Origin of the sequence: Salinispira pacifica, assembly GCF_000507245.1 — a bacterium.
Classification (GTDB): domain Bacteria; phylum Spirochaetota; class Spirochaetia; order DSM-27196; family Salinispiraceae; genus Salinispira; species Salinispira pacifica.
This window is the reverse complement of the sequence record NC_023035.1, coordinates 125,450-142,361: the sequence shown is the minus strand read 5'-3', so window position 1 is coordinate 142,361 and position 16,912 is coordinate 125,450. Positions and strand designations below refer to the sequence as shown.

The following is a 16,912-nucleotide window of genomic DNA, read 5'->3' as shown; positions in this document are numbered from 1 at the left end:
ATAGAACCATTATTTTCAGAGGTCAAATGGAAAATATCGAATTCACGGAAATCGGAACAAAAAACCGGGACTTCCTCCTGCAGGGGCTGGCATGGGCGGCGGATTGGAGATCAGCGGCGACGGACACCTCGCCGCCAGGGGATCTGCTCTACATAGTAGAGGGCTGGACGGAACGGCCTGGGGATTTCGGAGTTTTGGCCGAAGATACCCGGACCGGTACGCTCCTGGGAGTTGTCTGGCTGCGGTATTGGCAGGAAGATTATCATTCCTACGGGTATATTTCACAGGATATTCCCGAACTGGGCATAGCCGTGGCACCGGGCTACCGGGGCCTGGGTCTGGGGCGCACCCTCCTGAAAATGGCACAGCAGCACATGTTGAAAAAAGCCCTAACCGGGAGCCGATTACCCGAGCGGAGCCGAATACCCGAGCAGGGGACCGCCGGAGAAAATGATGGGTACGGCATTGCTGCGTCTATCAGCCTGAGTGTGGAAACGGAAAACCATGTTGCCCGTTCGTTGTACGAATCTGCAGGGTTCCGGATTCATGAAAAACGGAGCGGCGATCTGATTATGCAGTGGAAGCCCGGCTGGAAGCTGCATACAATGAAACCTGCTGATATTCCCGAAACGCTACGCCTATGGAAACGCTGTGAGGGGATTGTTCTCTATGAAGATGCTGAAGACAGCAGGGAGGAACTGACCAGGTTCCTGGCGCGGAATCCCGAACTGTGCCTGACCGCCCGTCTCGACGGGCCCGGCCAGACAGGTGAAGGCGCGGTTATTGCAGCGGCAATCACCGGCTGGGACGGGCGGCGCTTCTACGTTCATCATCTGGGAGTGCACCCGGGATTCAGGAGATTGGGAACAGCCAGGGCAATTCTTCAGCGCATACTCCAGTTGGGAGCTGAACGGTCGGTGCGCAAAACCCATCTTTTCGTGCTGGACAGCAACACCGACGCCCGGAGATTTTATCATCATCTGGGCTGGCAGCGCAGAGACGATGTTCTTCTGTTTTCCGCCGAGTGCGGAGATCCTCCGGTATGAGCCGGGTCTACACCCCGGCCTTTTTCCGCAGAGCTCTGGCGACTGCCATCAGCATTACAATACACACGAGGGTGGGAACAAAGGCCAGGGACATACGGTAATCGCCGATAAAGCCCATCACCGGGAGAATTCCGGTGGTGATCAGACTGGTTGCCGCATACGATATCCCATTGAACAGCCCCTTTTGGCGTGCAGGCAGATGATTGTTCACGTACTTCTGAATAATAGGAAATACCGGGCCATAAAGAGCACCCAATAGTATGAAAATATAGGGCGAAGCCCCCAGCACCCATGCAAGAACCACCGCACCCGCCAGGGCGGTAAGGGCGGAAACCACATGAATGGGGCCGAATTTCCGGGCAGCCCGGTCGGCAAAGAGACGAATAAGGGTGAACATCAGCCAGAATCCGCTGAGTATGAAACTGGCGTCCGCCGGGTCTATCCCGTACCCGTCTATGGACATGTTGCTGCTCCAGGTTGTGCTGCCGATTTCCACAGCAGCATACAGCCCCAGGGCGGAAGCTCCCAGAAGCACCACAGGGGTCCGGAACACCTGTCCCACATCCGCCAGTTTGAAATCGCTGAACTTGGTATTCTTCATGCTCCGGGAGGCCAGACTCAGAATCAGAAGCAGAACGTAGAGACCGGCATAGAATACAAAAAGCCATTCATAAGACCACTCCAGGCGTATCCAGGTTCCCAGAAGCAGGGGAGCAACCATCCCCCCCAAACCGAAGAATGCATGATACAGCCCGAAATTCTGCATCTCCTCGGGAAGACCCGCATACATGGTGGTGAGACTGGTGAACGCCGACCCGGTAGCCAGTCCGATCATTGCAAAGGCCAGAATAATCAGGAGAAAGCCGGATGCCGCTGAAACAAGGAGCGCACCTCCGATTCCCAGAATCACGGCGGCAATAAACACTGTCTTCTGCCCGAGACGGGCGATGAGCACACCCACCACAAGATTTGCCACCAAAACCATCATCGTTATAGTGGCGGGTATGAGACTGCTCTGGCCTATGCTGATATCCAGATTCCGCTGGAGCACCGGCAGCATGGGCTGATGGGTATTTACAACCAGAGCAAAAAGAAAATGGCCGAAGAGGATTCGGAATTTGAGAATACCGTGGGACATTGGGGACTCCTGATGACAATGTACTATCACAAGATTTTATAATTGGATTTTTCTGACCCGCAGACATGTTTGGGCCCGTCGATCATGGGAACGGAGATAAACTATAGCTCAAAAATCCTGCTTCGCATATAGTTTCCATATGTGGAATCGAAATGTTGTGCTTCTCTGGCAGGGGCAGCTGGTCTCCGCAGTTGGAGATATGGTGTATCAGGTGGCTCTGGGATTCTGGGTTCTGGGCTACACCGGATCAACTGCGGTAATGGGAATTGTAATGGCGGCGGGGTTTATTCCCCGAAGCCTCATTTCCCCATTCGCCGGGGTCCTTGTGGACCGTATGAACCGAAAATGGCTCCTGGTAATGATGGATTTTATCCGGGGAATTACCGTGGTAGTGGTAACCGTTGCAGCATTCGGAGGCTGGCTGACCATACCGGTGATTATTACCGCTGCAATTGTGATCGGCCTATGTGCGGCATTTTTTGACCCCACGGTCAGCAGCACTATTCCCAGCATCAGCTCCAAAGAGCATCTGGTACAGGTGAACTCCCTCTTTGCAGTGAATCAGACGGGAGCAGGCATAGTGGGCAATGCCATGGGGGGAGTTCTCTTTGCAGCCCTTGGTGCACCCCTCCTGTTTTTGTTCAACGGCGTAAGTTATCTTATATCCGCATTCAGCGAACTGTTCATATCTGTTCCCCCGGTGGAGCAGGAGCCCGGCGAATTTCACTTTTTCACCGATATGAAGGAGGGCTTCAGGTTTATCCGGGCCCACCGGGGAATGGTTGTTCTGCTCATCTCGGTGTTCAGTCTCAACTTCCTTCTCTCTCTCAGCGGAGTGCTGTTCCTGCCCTATTTTGAGCAGAGAACCGAACTGGGCCCTGAGACCTTCGGTCTTGCCATGGCTATTTTATCGGCTTCTTCGCTGCTGGGGTTTCTTCTTCTCATGAGCTGGAAACTTCCCAAAGGGATGCATTTCGGATGGTTTGCCGTTCACACCCTGCTGTTCGTGATCGGCCGGACCTCTTTGTTCAGCTTCGATTCTCTGCTTATTATCTGTATCCAGTTTGCAGTGTTCGGATTTGCAGTGAGTCAGCTGAACAGCCTGATCGCAGCAGCCGGTCAACTGATGGTGCCGAATCATCTCAGAGGCAAGGTTTTCGGATTTCTGGGAGCCATGTCCGGAGGGCTCACGCCCCTGGGGATGGCACTGGGGGGAATTCTTGCGGAGTACATTTCCATTCCCGTCATTCAGCTGGTAAGCGGGCTGCTGGTGGGACTTGGATTTATTCCCGCACTTCTGGATCCGGAATTCCGGAGAATGATCAATCAGGAATATTCTCTCAAGGAGTAATTCCGCCGTACCGCCCCATATCCACCCGGATCTCTTCGCCGTTTCGGGATACCTTCAGCTCAATTCCTTCCCCGGACAGCAGAGCGGCCTGATCCTCCAGACCGCCCCCCGGGGGAAGGCGGATTTTCCCGTCCTTTCCAAGTATCCGGTGCCAGGGCAGATTGCAGGATGCGGAGTAGCTGTGGAGCACCCGCACAACCTGCCGTGCTCCCCGGGGATTCCCGGCACGCCGGGCTATTTCCCCGTATGAGGCGACCCTGCCAGGAGGTACCGCCCGTATTTCCTCAATAATCCGTGCTGTCAGTTCAGTCATGGTTCTTGTTCTCCATTACTGTCCGGCCCGCTGCACTCCAGCCCCATATCAGCCTGAACCCGTCTCAGTCCGGCGCATTACGGTTCCGGCCAGTCACATTGCAGTCGAAATTATCCGCACAACGCAGCCGGGCGCCCACCTTTTATTTACACATCACAGTCGGGCGCCAACTTTATTTCCCGATTCATATTTCCGGACTCCCAGATGAAAGACCGCCGCAGCAGCAGCGATGAACAGCCCGTCCCCGGCGAGCAGAGGCGGGATCAGAGTCCAATTCAATCCTTCCCCCTTTACAAGCCCCGCTGCCAGCTCAGCCGGAATCCATGCCGCCCAGGCTACGGGAATAAAACTGTGGAGAATCCAGCGCAAAGGTCCCTTAAAGATGGAGCCCGGATAAATGCTGAAACTCAGGAATCCTTCAAAGGCCAGTCCGGCACTCTCCTGCCCGTTCCCGATGAAAAATGTCAGGGAATGATACAAAACACTCACAGCTGTGAACATCAGCGTACTCAGAACCGCCGAGACGCCGAACAGCACCCAGTCGGCGATGCCTGCTGACTGGGTGAAGGCAAACAGCAGGATGCCATAGATCACATCTCCAATACCCGAAACATTCATCCTGCTGGCAAGAATGTTGGGCAACAGGGGGGCGGGCTGAAGAAGGTACACATCGAGCTCTCCATTGGTTATTAACTGACTCAGCCGGGGAGCGTTTCCGAAAAATGTCACCGACAGACCGAACCCTATGGAAGTAAGGGACCACAGATACATCACATCCCTGAATGCATAGCCGTTCAGCTCTCCTCCGATTCGCTGCAGAAGGAAATACCAGAAGAAAATAAATGCGGAATTATTCAGAACCATTCCGAATACCTGCACCAGAAATGCGCCGCGGTATTCCATGGCGGCCCGGATATTGGTTTTTACGTACTGTAATATCAGCATATCATCCTCCGTTGGATTCCAGCCTCTTCATCCCGCTGCGGAAAAGAATAGAGGCACCGGCAAAGAACAGCAGACCGTACATCATCTGACCGCCAAGAACCCTGATCCAGATTTGAAAATCGAAATCAACAATCGCCCGGGCCGGCCAGTAGGTGATATAGGCGAAGGGCAAAGCTTTGCTGATTCCCGCCAGCCAGGGAGGGAAAAAATCTATGGGGAAGAACAGCCCCCCGAGAATGAACACCGCCTTCTGAATAATCCAGTACACCGGGGTGGACTCTTCCATCCAGAACGCAAGCAGCCCGATGATGATCTGCAGAAGCAGGTTCAGCATGAGCCCGCCGGAAATCAGCAGCAGCCCCGGAAGTATTGCAGTGAAGTATCCCGGGAGCAGCCCAACCATCAGGGAAGAAACCCCGAAACCGATAATCAGCATGGGGAAGGCATTCACCAGGCTTTCCCCCAGCCCCCTGGATAGATAAAAGAGCACGTAGTTGTAGGGCCTGATCAATGTGTAGGCTATGCTCCCGCTCTTTATCTCTTCCTGAATGGGGGTCATCATTCTGCTTTTCCCCATTTCCGGGATCTCGGTGAAACTCAGATACCAGAGAGTCTGCACCATGGTGAACCCGGCGATCACCGCCTGGCCGGCGAAAACGACCCGCCAGATGGATGCAAAAATAAAGAGCACTATCACCAGAAAAATATTTTTAAAGAAGATATTTCCCAGGTACTGAAACTGATGGCGGACGGCAATCCCTCCCACCATGGCATAGCTCATGGCACGCATGTTCCCTCCTGGGTCATCCTTCCGGCGTAAATCTCCGCTATTACCTCTTCCATGGGCACCGAACTTACTCCGACGTCATGCACCTCGGTGCGTTCCATCACATACTGAAGCACATCCTTCACTGCTGTAGTCCCCAGCTGCACTTCCAGTTTCAGGGCACCGTTGCGGCGCTTCAGAACCTGGACGCCGGGAAGGTCAATATCCACATCATCCCCGCATTTCAGGCTCATCACTCTTTTGTCCATGAGCTTGTACTTGAGATCTGTGGTTTTCCCGTCCCAGACCAGATTCCCCTGGTTTATAATGACCACCCGTCGGCATATTTTTTCAATATCACCCACATCGTGGCTGGTGAGAAAGATGGTCACATTCTGTTCCCTGTTGATTTTTCTGATAAACTGCCGCAGTCGCTGCTTGGCCACCAGGTCCAGCCCAATACTGGGCTCATCCAGAAAGAGGATTTCCGGGGAATGTATCAGGCTGCCTGCGATTTCACAGCGGATTCTCTGCCCCAGGCTCAGCTTCCGTACCGGCTGCTGGAGGAACTCACGAATATCCAGCACTTCACTCAGCTGTTCAATCCGGTCTTCAACTGCATGACGCTTCATCCCGTAGATGGCTCCCAGCAGACGGAGACTGTCCAGGGGCGGGAGATGGTACCACAGCTGGCTCTTCTGTCCGAACACCGTGCCGATCCGGCCGGCCAGCTCCCTGCGCTGCCGGTGGGGATCCATTCCAAGCACCGATATTTCTCCCCTGTCGGGATACAGAATACCGGTGATCAGTTTGATGGTTGTGGACTTTCCGGCTCCGTTGGGCCCGATAAATGCAAGCAGTTCTCCGTCATCGATGTTCAGGCTGATATTCTGCACCGCCTTCACCTGATGGGTGCTTCGGGAAAAATAGCCCCTGAGACCCTCTCCCCGTTTTCGCATTCTGAATGTCTTTTCAAGGTTCCGTACTTCCACTGCCATGACGTCCTCCTCGGCATTCTGTTTTCCTGTGCAGCCCGTTTCCCCGGACAGCCCGTTTCCAGGAGAAGCAGGAATGCACAGATATATCGAGTAGGGCAATAAAGGAGGAATGACCTCCTTTATTGTCCCTCTCACAGAACCGTACGTACGGACCTCGTATACGGCTCCTGTCTTCAGTTATCCAGCAAGCTGCCGGACAGAAATTGCGACCTGTACCTTGTCGAGAGAAAACAGATTCATCTCTTCAAAGTGCTTGTTTTGCAGCGCCATGGCTGCAAGCGGACTTTTAGCCGATCTCCACGAACTCATCTTGATGTGTTTGAACTCGCCTTGAAATCCCAGCTGCCGCAATCGGCGGTGCAGCCGGGAAGAGCGTTTCCAAAGTCGCAACTGAATAGCCCGCAATCGCCTGCGTACCCAGCTCATCAGCTCCCTGAATACCTTCGTACAATTTGCTATCCTGAAATAGTTAGCAAACCCGCGTAGTACTGGATTGAGTTCGTAAATTGTCGATCCCAGCGGTCTCCCGCTGTTGCGTCGGGTCAGTTTCCTGACCTTGTCCTTGAAGGCTTTCACCTTCTTTTCCTGAATCCGGGTGTGGTGACGAGAGATTACTACTCCAAGGTAGCGCACCCCCTCATACAGGTTTGTAATGTGAGTTTTCTCACGATTCACAGCCAGTCCCATTTCTTCTTCCAGAAAATGCGTTGCAGCTGCAAGCCGACGTTCCGCACCTTTTTGTGATGAAGCAAAGATGAGGATATCGTCGGCATAGCGAACTATGCGATACCCTCGTGCCATGCTCCACTGGTCAAAGAAGTCGAGGTAGATGTTCGCGAGAAGCGGACTAATCACCCCGCCCTGGGGACTCCCTTCTTCAGTGTTCTCTTCACCAGCATCCGTCATCACACCACTTTCAAGAAAGAGGCGTATGAGATTCAAGATGCTTCCATCGGCAACTCGTTTTCGTACTTGAGTCAGTAAAAAGTCATGCTTCAGTGTGTCAAAACACTTCGACAAGTCCATATCCACTACCCATTCCAATTCATACCTGCGCATGAACGTAGATGCCTTATCAATTGCCTGATGTGCGCTTCTGCCCGGTCGGTATCCGTAACTGGACGGATGAAAGTCCGGGTCAAATATTGGGTTTAGAATGTCCAGTAAGGCTTGCTGGACTACCCGGTCGCGAACCGAAGGTATCCCGAGTTTCCTTACTCCTCCCCCGTCTTTGGGTATTTCCACCCTCAAGACTGGAAGCGGTCGGTAGCTCTTGTCCTTCAATTCCTTCACAAGTACATCGAGTTGCTCCGCCAGACGGTCGGCAAAGGCTTTGACGCTCACTCCGTCTACTCCGGGGGCTCCGTTCGCTGCCTTCACCTTCCTGAAAGCGGCCTCCAGCCGTGGTCTCTCGAGCATCCTGCCGTAGAGGCTGTACCAGATTTTACGATTTCCTTGTGTCTGCATCTTCTTTCGTTTGAAACCTCGGCGGTGAAACTCCTGCTCATTCTCTCCTCTGCAGCTGTCTCTTAGCCATTTTCCGGCAATATTCAGCTGGTCAAAAAGATACTCAGGTCAACGGTATTCTGGCTCAGCTTCCTGGTTCCCCAGTCGGCCGTGGCCACATACTCTGCTCACTTTCCAGCAACTTTCTGTTTAGGCTTCACGCTCCTTCGGTTGCATAGGCGAGCAGGCAGCGTAGCTGCCGACCAGCCTTTTCATCGAAACAAGATTTACTAAAAAACTTCGTCCCTTCGCATCCGCATCCGGCTTTTGGCCTGAATGCAGTCCTCGTCACCGGGGACGAGGTCATTCCGGTTTTCTCCTCCACACCATTACTGGCTTTCACTGGCCGGAACTTACTCACTACTACGGACTCATCTGCCACCTGCTGAAACTTCGATCTGACTTGCATTTCTGCTTGTCGTTCCCTACCCTTTGCTGGGATTTCAACAGGTTTCCCCAGATACTGTGCGCAGTCCCTGTAAACAACGCCATCCTCAAACACACTACAGGTCTGTTCAGGTTTCGGGCTTCGCGCTATTTTGCACGCTTACCACCCCTGTTGTGCCGTATCAGGTTCGCTTTCGCTATGTGCTGTTCACTTCCTATTGCTTCCTTCAGACCCAACCGTTGCCAGCTGCGCCCTTGCAATTCGGATTGTCTTCCTCCTGAACGAGGCGACACCGGTATCTTCCAACCGGTCGGGTATGCCTGCGCTTCGCTGGGCATACAAAAAAAGCCCGCAGCATACAGGCCGCGGGCTTTTCTGAACATAATCGGATTATGCTACAGTCCACCCCCGACATCAGTGACGTATCCGTTCACCGGCTGAGAGAGAATAATCTGGATGTAGCTGTTTGCACGTGTTTTCATAATATTAGAGATATAATCGTCAATTAACAAAAAGTTTGCAATACCCGCCCCCGATTTTTTTTGAAAAAACCGGGGCATGGCCGACATATTATTCAATCAGCCCCCGGTATTCTGAAAGTACAGATTCAACTTCTCTCACAATCTCTTCCTGCCCCGATACTTCCCCAGCCTGGGCATTGGAAAGCACATGCTTCTCCGACCGTGCTCCTGCTATCACCGATCCCACGGCATCAACATTCAGAGTCCACACCAGGGCAAGCTGCGCCAGGCTCAGATTATGATCTCCGGCCACGGGCTTCAGTTTTTCCAGAATTTCCAGATACTTTCCCCGGTTTTCCGCTGAAAGCTTCCCGTTATGAGCCCGTACATCCCCCTTGGCAAAGGATGTATCCCGGCTGATACCTCCTGCCAGCATTCCCTGCATGAGAGGGCTGTAGGGAAGGAGAGCCATCCCTTCCCTGCGGAGAATGGGAAGTATTTCTTTCTTCACCCGGTAATCAAGGTCTATGCTGTGATATTTTTCCGCATTCTGTTCAAACATATTGAACAGTCCCTGGTAGGAGTCTATGCCGACCATCTTGTGAGCCCGTTCAAGATCGGCGGCGGAAAAATTGCTGAGCCCCAGGAACCGCACCTTGCCGCTGTCCCGGATTTCAGCCAGAGCCTCAAAGGCCGCATCGTGGTCGGAGTTTTCATCGGGCCAGTGAATTTGCCAGAGATCCAGATGATCGGTTCTCAGTCTTTCCAGTGATTGATCGATCTCTTTCCTGAGACTTGCGGGAGAAAGATCCTTCCGGACCCGCTTTTTATTGTTCCATACCAGTCCGCATTTGCTGGCGATGAACAGCCTGTCCCGGCGGCCTTCTATGGCCTTACCCAGAATTTCCTCGGATACTCCCATTCCGTAAATGGGAGCGGTATCGAAAAAGCTGATTCCGTTATCTATAGCGGCGTGGATGGTGCGGATATATGCCTGCTCATCCATTTCCCCCCAGGCACCGCTGATCCCCCAGGAACCGAATCCTATTGCACTGATTTCCTCACCGAAACGTCCGGGCTTTTTCATTTTCATACCTGTCTCCTTTATTTTTCAACTGACACTTTTTGTAGTGGTACATCCCGTCTATTGAATAGTAGTACATTATGTACTACTATTCAACTACGGAGAGGAACCATGACCCAGCTATATGAACAGCTTGAAATTCTCGGGTTGAGCCGGACCGAAGCACAGGTGTACCTCAGTCTGCTCAGGGGCGGTCAGATGACCGGCTATCAGATAGCCAAGGATCTGGGCATCAGCCGCTCGGGCGTCTATAATGTCCTTCAGTCACTGTATAAACAGGGTGCAGTGTACCTCATTCCCGGTGAAAGCCGGGAGTACACGGCGAAAAGCCCCAAGGAGTTCATCGGCGAACTGAAGGACCGGTACACCGGTACCGCAGACAGACTGAGCATGGAACTGGAATCGCTCACCGGCGATGCGGACAGCGAACAGTTCTTCAATATCCGGGGCACCCCCCAGGTGCTCAGGAAGGCCCGCTCCATCATTTCCCGCACCGGAACGGAAATCCTTATTAATACGGATATCCCCGTGGCGGAATTCAATCCCGAACTGCGGGAGGCCTGCGCCAGAGGCGTACAGGTCACCATGTTCTCTTTTTATCCCCAGGATCCGGGGGATCTTCCAATCCGTTTTTTCAATGCTGCCCGGAACCCCGAGCCCGGACACAGCTACTGCGACGGCAGCTCCCGTCTTATGCTCACCTCAGACATGGAGCGCTGTCTCCTTGGAGGACGATCCCAGGGGGATTTCACTGCCACCTTCAGTCAGAATCCCCTGCTCACCTCGGTGATTGCTGAGCATATCCATCTGGATATTTATCTGCTGGGCCTCAGGCGTTCCTACGGTCTGGACAACATACCCGAAAAATTACTGGTGAACTCCATCATGGAGTCACAATCCGAAAATACAAATCAAAATATCAGGAGCCAACCAAATGAGCACTGAACACGTTTCACCCAAAGTCATTTTCGATACCCACCGGGGTTTCGTATCGCCGTTTTATCCGGCCAGACATGAGGAGTTTGAAATCACCGCATTTGCCAAAGAAGATGTGAGTGAATTCAAACTTCAGATGATGATCCAGGGGAGCATGAAAAATGTTGATATGATTCCCCGGGGAGATGCATCCCGGGGCTGGCAGCGCTACAGCTGCAGCATCAGCTACCCAGAACAACACATGCGGTTCCACTTTGCCTTCCGGCTGGGGGAACAGGACCTGTATTTTGCAGCGGACGGTCAGCGCCTCTCACCGCCGGACGACGGCAGGAGTTTCCAGCTCTTCATGGATTACCGCCCCGCAGAGTGGGTGGGGGATTCGGTGTTTTATCAGATTTTTCCCGACCGCTTTAAAAACGGAAATCCCGATCTGGGCGTGCGGGACGGGGAGTACAGCTTTGACGGCGGAACCAGTCAGGAAGTGGCTTGGGATTCCATCCCCCTGGAATGGGACGAGGGCCGCTGTATAGATTTTTATAACGGCGATCTGGAAGGGATCAGGCAGTCCATTCCCTACTTTCAGGAACTGGGAATCACAGCTCTCTATCTGAACCCGATATTTCACTCCCGCACCCACCACAAATACGATGCGGTCGATTTTTTCCATGTGGATCCGCATTTGGGGGGAGACAAGGCTCTGGAGGATCTGAGCAGGGATCTTCATGAAGCGGGAATCCGTCTGGTACTGGATATCTCCATAAATCACACCGGGAGCGGGCACCCCTGGTTCACCGAAGCCAGGAAAGCCCTTGAATCCGGTGCATCGGAAAAGGATGTTCCTGAATCTGCCGAGTATTATTACTTCGATTCTGACGGCTCCTATCTTGCATGGTATGACGTTCCCACGCTGCCCCAGCTGAATTACTCAAGCGAAAAGCTCCGAAATCAGATCTGGGCAGGCAAAGATTCGGTATTGAGAAAATTCCTCCGCCCCCCCTACTCCATCGACGGCTGGCGCTTCGATGTGGCGGCCCAGACAGGAAAAAACCGCCATCACGATTTTGCCGACGAAATCTGGAGGGAAACCCGGAAAGCGATCAAAGAGGAAAATCCCCAGGCCTATATTCTGGCGGAGCATTGGGATGATCCTTCCCCGTGGCTGAAGGGGGACCAGTGGGACGGAAGCATGAACTATTTCGGGGTATCACGGCCGGTGAGAGCCTGGCTGGGCGAACGGGACCGGTATCTGAGCAAAGAGGAATATCCACCCGAACGATGCCGGCCCACAGGTAACCGGCAGCTTGCCGATATACTCACAGAAGCACACCGGGCGGTTCCCGGTCAGTTCCGCGAAAGCCAGTTCAACCTTCTGGACAGTCACGATATCAGCCGGCTGCACACCAACGATAACCATAACAGTCCGGCGAATATCCGTGCGGCGGTAACCCTTCAGTTCATGCTCCCCGGCGCACCGGTAATTTACTACGGTGACGAGATCGGCCTTCAGGGACATGTAAACTCCCACGAAGGCGCCCGATACCCCATGAACTGGGACCGTGAAAGCTGGGATACCGGGACCCTCTCTTTTTACCGTGATCTTATTGCGCTCAGGCGTTCCAGCGATGCACTGAAACATGGAATTTTCAAAATTCTCCACTCAGATATACACATCCTGGTTATTGCACGTTATACTATGGACACGTGTGCGCTGGGGCTTATTAATCGAAGCTCTGAAAAGCAGGATATATCCATCCCCATAGATTCTCTGCCCCCCGGGGTAAGGGAATCGGATATATTTACCACTTCGCTTCAGGGGCTGGAAAGCCGGATAATCCCCAATTTGAAGGCTTAACAGATAGGCTGAACGGCCGTCGGCCTGCAACCGGTGTGCACACCCCTTGATGTTGGCAGTTCGTTCCTATGCATCCCCAAAATGCTTGGTACGGGCTGCCCTTTTTTTATACACGGGGATATCCCGCTGAACACAAGGCAGAAATCAGGTTTTTCCCGGTATATACTGTATGGAAAATACAGCGGGATTTGGTTTTGTCATTCTTCTTCTGGAAGTCTGCGCCGCCCGGGATGTGAGGGAACAGATTATTCCCGATACAGGCACCCTTCTGTTCTTTTTTCCCGGATTGCTGTACGCTGTACACAGAACCCCGGGTGATATGCTTCAGAGCATTGTGCTGGCCGGGGCGATTGTGTGGTTCACCGCCGCATCGGCCCGGGTTTTCCCGGGAAGTTTCGGCTGGGGGGACGGGAAACTCCTGACCGCTTTGGCTCTGTCTGTACCGGCTGCGACCTGGTACAGGGGAGTACTGGGATGCTGCAGCCTTTTTCTGATTCATGGAGTATTCTGTTCACTGAAATATGGCGGACGCCGACGATGGAAATCTCTCAGGGGTTTTGCTGCTCCCGTGGGGCCCTATCTGCTGGCGGGGTTTTTGCTCATGCCGCTGTGGGTGCATGCCGATTGGATGATTTCCAGTATTGTCTTTGACAGTATTGTGTAATATAATGGTGGAAACGTTTCCACTCCGAGGATGATCATGAGTACGATGAAGGATATTGCCAAGCGAGCGGGAGTCGGTCTGGGTACCGTATCCCGGGTCGTAAACGGCACCGGACCTGTGAGCGACGAAACCAGGGACCGGGTGCATGCGGCAATTAAGGAACTGGATTACCGCCCCAATAAGATAGCTCGAAAACTGGTTTCCGGAAACAGGGGCTCCGGCTTCTTCGGCGTTCTCATGCCCCTGTTTATTCATCCATTTTATTTTTACATACTCCGGGGCATCTATCGCTTTGTTGAAGAGATGGATATGAACCTCATCCTCTTCAACCGGGGCAAACACCCTGAACAGGCGATGAGTCACATCCTTCAGGAAGACATTATCGGTCTCTTTGTGATGAGCCATGATCTCAGCAGGGAAGAGGAGCAGATGCTGAATCATGAAAAGCTGCTCTACTGTTACCTGGACTACCATAAGCCTCACAGGCCGTCGGTGTATGTTGATAACCGCTACGGAGGAAAACTGGCTGCGGAACATATACTATCCAAAGGCTTGAAGTACCCTGCATATGTAGGTGACGTGGGCAACCCCCAGCAGCAGATTGACCGCTTCAACGGGTTTCAGCGCCGGCTGGAAGAATCGGATATATCCGTTGTGGGGAAAAAACTGGTTCCCAACCAGTTTGAAAGCGATACCGCAGTGGAAGAATTGCTGAAGGAGCATCCCGAGATCGACAGCATATTCTTTTTCTCCGACAGCCACGCCCTGGAATCTCTTCCGGCGGTAGCCCGCTGGGAAAAGGATCTGGAAATTATCGGCTATGACGATCTGGATTTTACCGGCTTCCTGGGTCTCACCACCATTCATCAGCCCAAAGATGAGATCGGATATGAGGCAGCCCGGCTGCTGTACCGATTAATCAATGATACCGTTCTTCTGGGGGAGCAGGAGATCATCCTCAAACCCGGCATATCTGTTCGTGGCCCTTTGGCCCTGGAGCATCTGAGAAACCGCAGTATGAAGTAACCACCACAGCCAATCATATATCCGCATTTGGCGGAATACAATCAAGGAGAACACAATGCAGCGCACTGCCAGCATCATGATTTGGGGATTTGTATTACTGGCGGCGGTTTTTATCACCGCCTGTTCAAGCCCGCCTCCGCCGCCGCCGGCGCCCAGGGTTGAACGTTTCGAACGGGAGTATCCGGTGAACGAAGAGTTTGAAATCTACCCGGACAGAGTGGTCCAGGGTGAGAAAACCGCAACGGTAATCAGCAGCGAAAAGATCGAGTCAACCTACGGAACCAGGAAGAGAACCTGGCTGCTCCAGGAGGATATCTCTTCTCTTCCGCAGTTCAGCAGTCCCGAAGCACCCATTTACGAAGCCCTGTACAACATGGCTCTGGAAGAAAGCCTGCAGGATATCCGCTCCGACGGAAGCTTCATGGCGGGGAAAAAATGGAACGGTGTGTGGACCAGGGACATATCCTATGCAATACAGCTGTCCCTTGCCTATGTACTCCCGGAAAACAGCCTGACCAGTCTGATGGCCAAGGTGAACGAATACGGAGAAATTATTCAGGACACCGGTACAGGAGGATCCTGGCCCATCTCAACCGACAGAATTGTGTGGGCAATTGCAGCCTGGGAGCTGTATCTGGCAACGGGAGATGCTCAATGGCTGGATGATGCTCGGGAAATTCTCCAGCGCAGCATTCAGCGGGATACGCTCAACGCCCTGGACCGGGAAACCGGCCTTCTGTTCGGTGAAACTTCCTTCCTGGACTGGCGGGAGCAGACATATCCTGAATGGATGGAACCCAAAGATATTTATGAAAGCAAGGCAATGAGCACCAACCTGCTGCATGCCCGGGCTCTGGAAATTCTCTCATACATGTACGACGAAGCAGGCGACTCACCAATGAGCATGGAGTATTTCCGGATGGCCGAAAGGCAATACCGCCTGATTGCCGACGCATTCCGGCTGGAAAACGGATTGTACAGCCTCTACCTGTATCCGCCGATTCAGGGCAGCCGGCCTGTTGATAAAACCGGTACCCTGAGCAACTCTCTGGCTGCAATTCTGGCCGCAGAACAGGATTCACCGGCAGCGGTTCTGGGCGGAGAGATCAGTCTCAGCACAGAAATTCCGGTGGTACATTTCGGGATTCCCACAATCGAGCCCCAGCAGCCCGGGATTCCTCCCTATCACAACAAGGGGATCTGGCCGTTTGTTGAAGCCTACTACGGCATCGCAGGTGTGCGGGAAGGCAACTTGGCAGCCTTCAGCCACAGTCTGGAAGCCATGACCCGGTCCGCAGCCCTCTTCCTCAGTCACATGGAGAATATGGTGTACGACAACGGCCATTACAGCGGTACCGAGATCAACTCAGAACGTCAGCTCTGGTCTGTTGCCGGATATCTTGGCATGGTGTACCGGGGGCTGTTCGGCATCAACGTACAGCGTGACGGGGTGACTTTTGCTCCTATGCTTCCTGAGAACCTAGGAGGCGGGCCTGTGACCCTCAGCGGTTTTACGCTCAGAGGCATGGAATTGAATATGACTGTCAGGGGCACAGGTTCCCGGATCGCATCAATGCAAATCGACGGTGAGCCTGCTGACCCCCGTAACATTCTTCAGTGGAGGCAGGGCCCTGTCCAGATTGATATTGTTCTTGAGCAATCCGGAGATTCGGGGAGCATTAACCTCATCGCCTCGGATATTGAAGCCCCCAAGGATCCGCTTATTCAGGATACCGGAAGTAATTTCAGTTACCGGAGCCTGCAGTCTGATGCCCGAAGCTTCCTGTGGAACGGCCGGGAACGTTCACCCATGGGTGAAGCCGGGCCCGGAAGGCAGGGCAGGGGCGATATCTGGAGCGTCCTTTCCACCAGGGAAGGGGAAAACCGTACACTCCATTCCAATCTCAGCCGCTGGACCTACGATCCGGATTCGGTTTTGAGAACACCCGCCGGCGACGAAGCGGTGGAGATTGTTCCTGATCCCGAACAGATTCTTGAGTTCAGCACAGATGTAGAAGAGGACGGCCGGTTCTACATCGTTTTTGAATATGCAAACGGATCAGGTCCCATCAATACCAATAACAAAACCGCAATCCGTACCCTGTTTGCCGATGAACAGCGGCAGGGAGCGATTATTCTGCCCCAGAGGGGCGAACGAAAATGGGATGATTTCGGCCTCTCTTCAGGACTCTTCATGAATCTTGAACAGGGAAGCCATACATTTCAGCTCCGCTATCTGCCGGAGAACCGGAACATGGACGGGGAGGTCAATCGGGCCCTCATCCGTTCAATGCTGCTCATTCCTGTGAACTGATGTTCTAGGCACATTAAACATCCAGGGGGATGGCGGAGTTCTTCTGCCATCCCTTTTTTAAGCTTCCCCTTTTACCGGTCAGAATCTGGTAAACATCTTTTACAGGGTATACATTTATACTCCT

General features: G+C 53.2%; 14 protein-coding genes. 7 read left to right on the top strand and 7 right to left on the bottom strand.

Going from position 1 to position 16,912, the window contains the following annotated elements; all coding sequences use genetic code 11:
• Nucleotides 1–26: 26 nt before the first annotated feature.
• Entirely contained in the window at nt 27–1,046 is a 1,020-nt protein-coding gene (locus L21SP2_RS16570) for a GNAT family N-acetyltransferase (RefSeq protein WP_024266498.1), read from the top strand.
• 7 nt (nt 1,047–1,053) lie between these two features.
• On the opposite strand, the gene L21SP2_RS00585 is transcribed toward L21SP2_RS16570, so the two are convergent.
• Nucleotides 1,054–2,184, bottom strand: a complete 1,131-nt coding sequence (locus L21SP2_RS00585; RefSeq protein ID WP_024266497.1) for an MFS transporter — start codon at nt 2,182–2,184, stop codon at nt 1,054–1,056.
• A 139-nt stretch (nt 2,185–2,323) separates the two neighbouring features.
• On the opposite strand from L21SP2_RS00585, the gene L21SP2_RS00580 reads away from it, so the two are divergent.
• A complete protein-coding gene (locus tag L21SP2_RS00580; protein ID WP_024266496.1) occupies nt 2,324–3,535 on the top strand; it encodes an MFS transporter in 1,212 nt (403 codons plus the stop codon).
• Here L21SP2_RS00580 and L21SP2_RS00575 read toward each other — a convergent pair.
• The 6 genes from L21SP2_RS00575 to L21SP2_RS00545 all read right to left on the bottom strand — a co-directional run bounded on the left by L21SP2_RS00575 (nt 3,525) and on the right by L21SP2_RS00545 (nt 10,005).
• A complete protein-coding gene (locus tag L21SP2_RS00575; RefSeq protein WP_024266495.1) occupies nt 3,525–3,848 on the bottom strand; it encodes an MGMT family protein in 324 nt (107 codons plus the stop codon). The genes L21SP2_RS00580 and L21SP2_RS00575 overlap by 11 nt on opposite strands.
• 153 nt (nt 3,849–4,001) lie before the next feature.
• Nucleotides 4,002–4,793 carry an ABC transporter permease gene (locus L21SP2_RS00570; protein WP_024266494.1) on the bottom strand — a complete coding sequence of 264 codons (792 nt, stop codon included), beginning with the start codon at nt 4,791–4,793 and terminating at the stop codon, nt 4,002–4,004.
• 1 nt (nt 4,794) lies between these two features.
• Nucleotides 4,795–5,583, bottom strand: a complete 789-nt coding sequence (locus L21SP2_RS00565) for an ABC transporter permease (RefSeq protein ID WP_024266493.1) — start codon at nt 5,581–5,583, stop codon at nt 4,795–4,797.
• Nucleotides 5,571–6,557, bottom strand: a complete 987-nt coding sequence (locus tag L21SP2_RS00560; RefSeq protein ID WP_024266492.1) for an ABC transporter ATP-binding protein — start codon at nt 6,555–6,557, stop codon at nt 5,571–5,573. The genes L21SP2_RS00565 and L21SP2_RS00560 overlap by 13 nt, the downstream gene beginning before the upstream one ends.
• A 177-nt stretch (nt 6,558–6,734) precedes the next feature.
• Nucleotides 6,735–8,024 carry a group II intron reverse transcriptase/maturase gene (gene ltrA, locus L21SP2_RS00555; RefSeq protein WP_024266491.1) on the bottom strand — a complete coding sequence of 430 codons (1,290 nt, stop codon included), beginning with the start codon at nt 8,022–8,024 and terminating at the stop codon, nt 6,735–6,737.
• Nucleotides 8,025–9,021: 997 nt separating this feature from the next.
• Nucleotides 9,022–10,005 carry an aldo/keto reductase gene (locus tag L21SP2_RS00545; RefSeq protein WP_024266489.1) on the bottom strand — a complete coding sequence of 328 codons (984 nt, stop codon included), beginning with the start codon at nt 10,003–10,005 and terminating at the stop codon, nt 9,022–9,024.
• A 102-nt stretch (nt 10,006–10,107) separates the two neighbouring features.
• On the opposite strand from L21SP2_RS00545, the gene L21SP2_RS00540 reads away from it, so the two are divergent.
• The 5 genes from L21SP2_RS00540 (at nt 10,108) to L21SP2_RS00520 (ending at nt 16,788) form a co-directional block, all read left to right on the top strand.
• Complete coding sequence (locus L21SP2_RS00540) at nt 10,108–10,941, top strand: TrmB family transcriptional regulator (RefSeq protein ID WP_024266488.1); 834 nt, start codon at nt 10,108–10,110, stop codon at nt 10,939–10,941.
• Nucleotides 10,931–12,784, top strand: a complete 1,854-nt coding sequence (locus tag L21SP2_RS00535; protein WP_024266487.1) for an alpha-amylase family glycosyl hydrolase — start codon at nt 10,931–10,933, stop codon at nt 12,782–12,784. The genes L21SP2_RS00540 and L21SP2_RS00535 overlap by 11 nt, the downstream gene beginning before the upstream one ends.
• A gap of 169 nt (nt 12,785–12,953) precedes the next feature.
• Nucleotides 12,954–13,448: a prepilin peptidase gene (locus L21SP2_RS00530; RefSeq protein ID WP_024266486.1), complete on the top strand. Its 495-nt coding sequence runs from the start codon at nt 12,954–12,956 to the stop codon at nt 13,446–13,448.
• Between the two features lie 36 nt (nt 13,449–13,484).
• Entirely contained in the window at nt 13,485–14,474 is a 990-nt protein-coding gene (locus L21SP2_RS00525; RefSeq protein ID WP_169730398.1) for a LacI family DNA-binding transcriptional regulator, read from the top strand.
• A 55-nt stretch (nt 14,475–14,529) separates the two neighbouring features.
• Nucleotides 14,530–16,788, top strand: a complete 2,259-nt coding sequence (locus tag L21SP2_RS00520) for a glucosidase family protein (protein WP_024266484.1) — start codon at nt 14,530–14,532, stop codon at nt 16,786–16,788.
• Nucleotides 16,789–16,912: the final 124 nt, after the last annotated feature.

Bases quoted from the DNA above. Each gene is read 5' to 3' on its own strand.
- L21SP2_RS16570 (WP_024266498.1), top strand. From the start codon at position 27: ATGGAAAATATCGAATTCACGGAAATCGGAACAAAAAACCGGGACTTC.
- L21SP2_RS00585 (WP_024266497.1), bottom strand. From the start codon at position 2,184: ATGTCCCACGGTATTCTCAAATTCCGAATCCTCTTCGGCCATTTTCTT.
- L21SP2_RS00580 (WP_024266496.1), top strand. From the start codon at position 2,324: ATGTGGAATCGAAATGTTGTGCTTCTCTGGCAGGGGCAGCTGGTCTCC.
- L21SP2_RS00575 (WP_024266495.1), bottom strand. From the start codon at position 3,848: ATGACTGAACTGACAGCACGGATTATTGAGGAAATACGGGCGGTACCT.
- L21SP2_RS00570 (WP_024266494.1), bottom strand. From the start codon at position 4,793: ATGCTGATATTACAGTACGTAAAAACCAATATCCGGGCCGCCATGGAA.
- L21SP2_RS00565 (WP_024266493.1), bottom strand. From the start codon at position 5,583: ATGCGTGCCATGAGCTATGCCATGGTGGGAGGGATTGCCGTCCGCCAT.
- L21SP2_RS00560 (WP_024266492.1), bottom strand. From the start codon at position 6,557: ATGGCAGTGGAAGTACGGAACCTTGAAAAGACATTCAGAATGCGAAAA.
- ltrA (WP_024266491.1), bottom strand. From the start codon at position 8,024: ATGCAGACACAAGGAAATCGTAAAATCTGGTACAGCCTCTACGGCAGG.
- L21SP2_RS00545 (WP_024266489.1), bottom strand. From the start codon at position 10,005: ATGAAAATGAAAAAGCCCGGACGTTTCGGTGAGGAAATCAGTGCAATA.
- L21SP2_RS00540 (WP_024266488.1), top strand. From the start codon at position 10,108: ATGACCCAGCTATATGAACAGCTTGAAATTCTCGGGTTGAGCCGGACC.
- L21SP2_RS00535 (WP_024266487.1), top strand. From the start codon at position 10,931: ATGAGCACTGAACACGTTTCACCCAAAGTCATTTTCGATACCCACCGG.
- L21SP2_RS00530 (WP_024266486.1), top strand. From the start codon at position 12,954: ATGGAAAATACAGCGGGATTTGGTTTTGTCATTCTTCTTCTGGAAGTC.
- L21SP2_RS00525 (WP_169730398.1), top strand. From the start codon at position 13,485: ATGAGTACGATGAAGGATATTGCCAAGCGAGCGGGAGTCGGTCTGGGT.
- L21SP2_RS00520 (WP_024266484.1), top strand. From the start codon at position 14,530: ATGCAGCGCACTGCCAGCATCATGATTTGGGGATTTGTATTACTGGCG.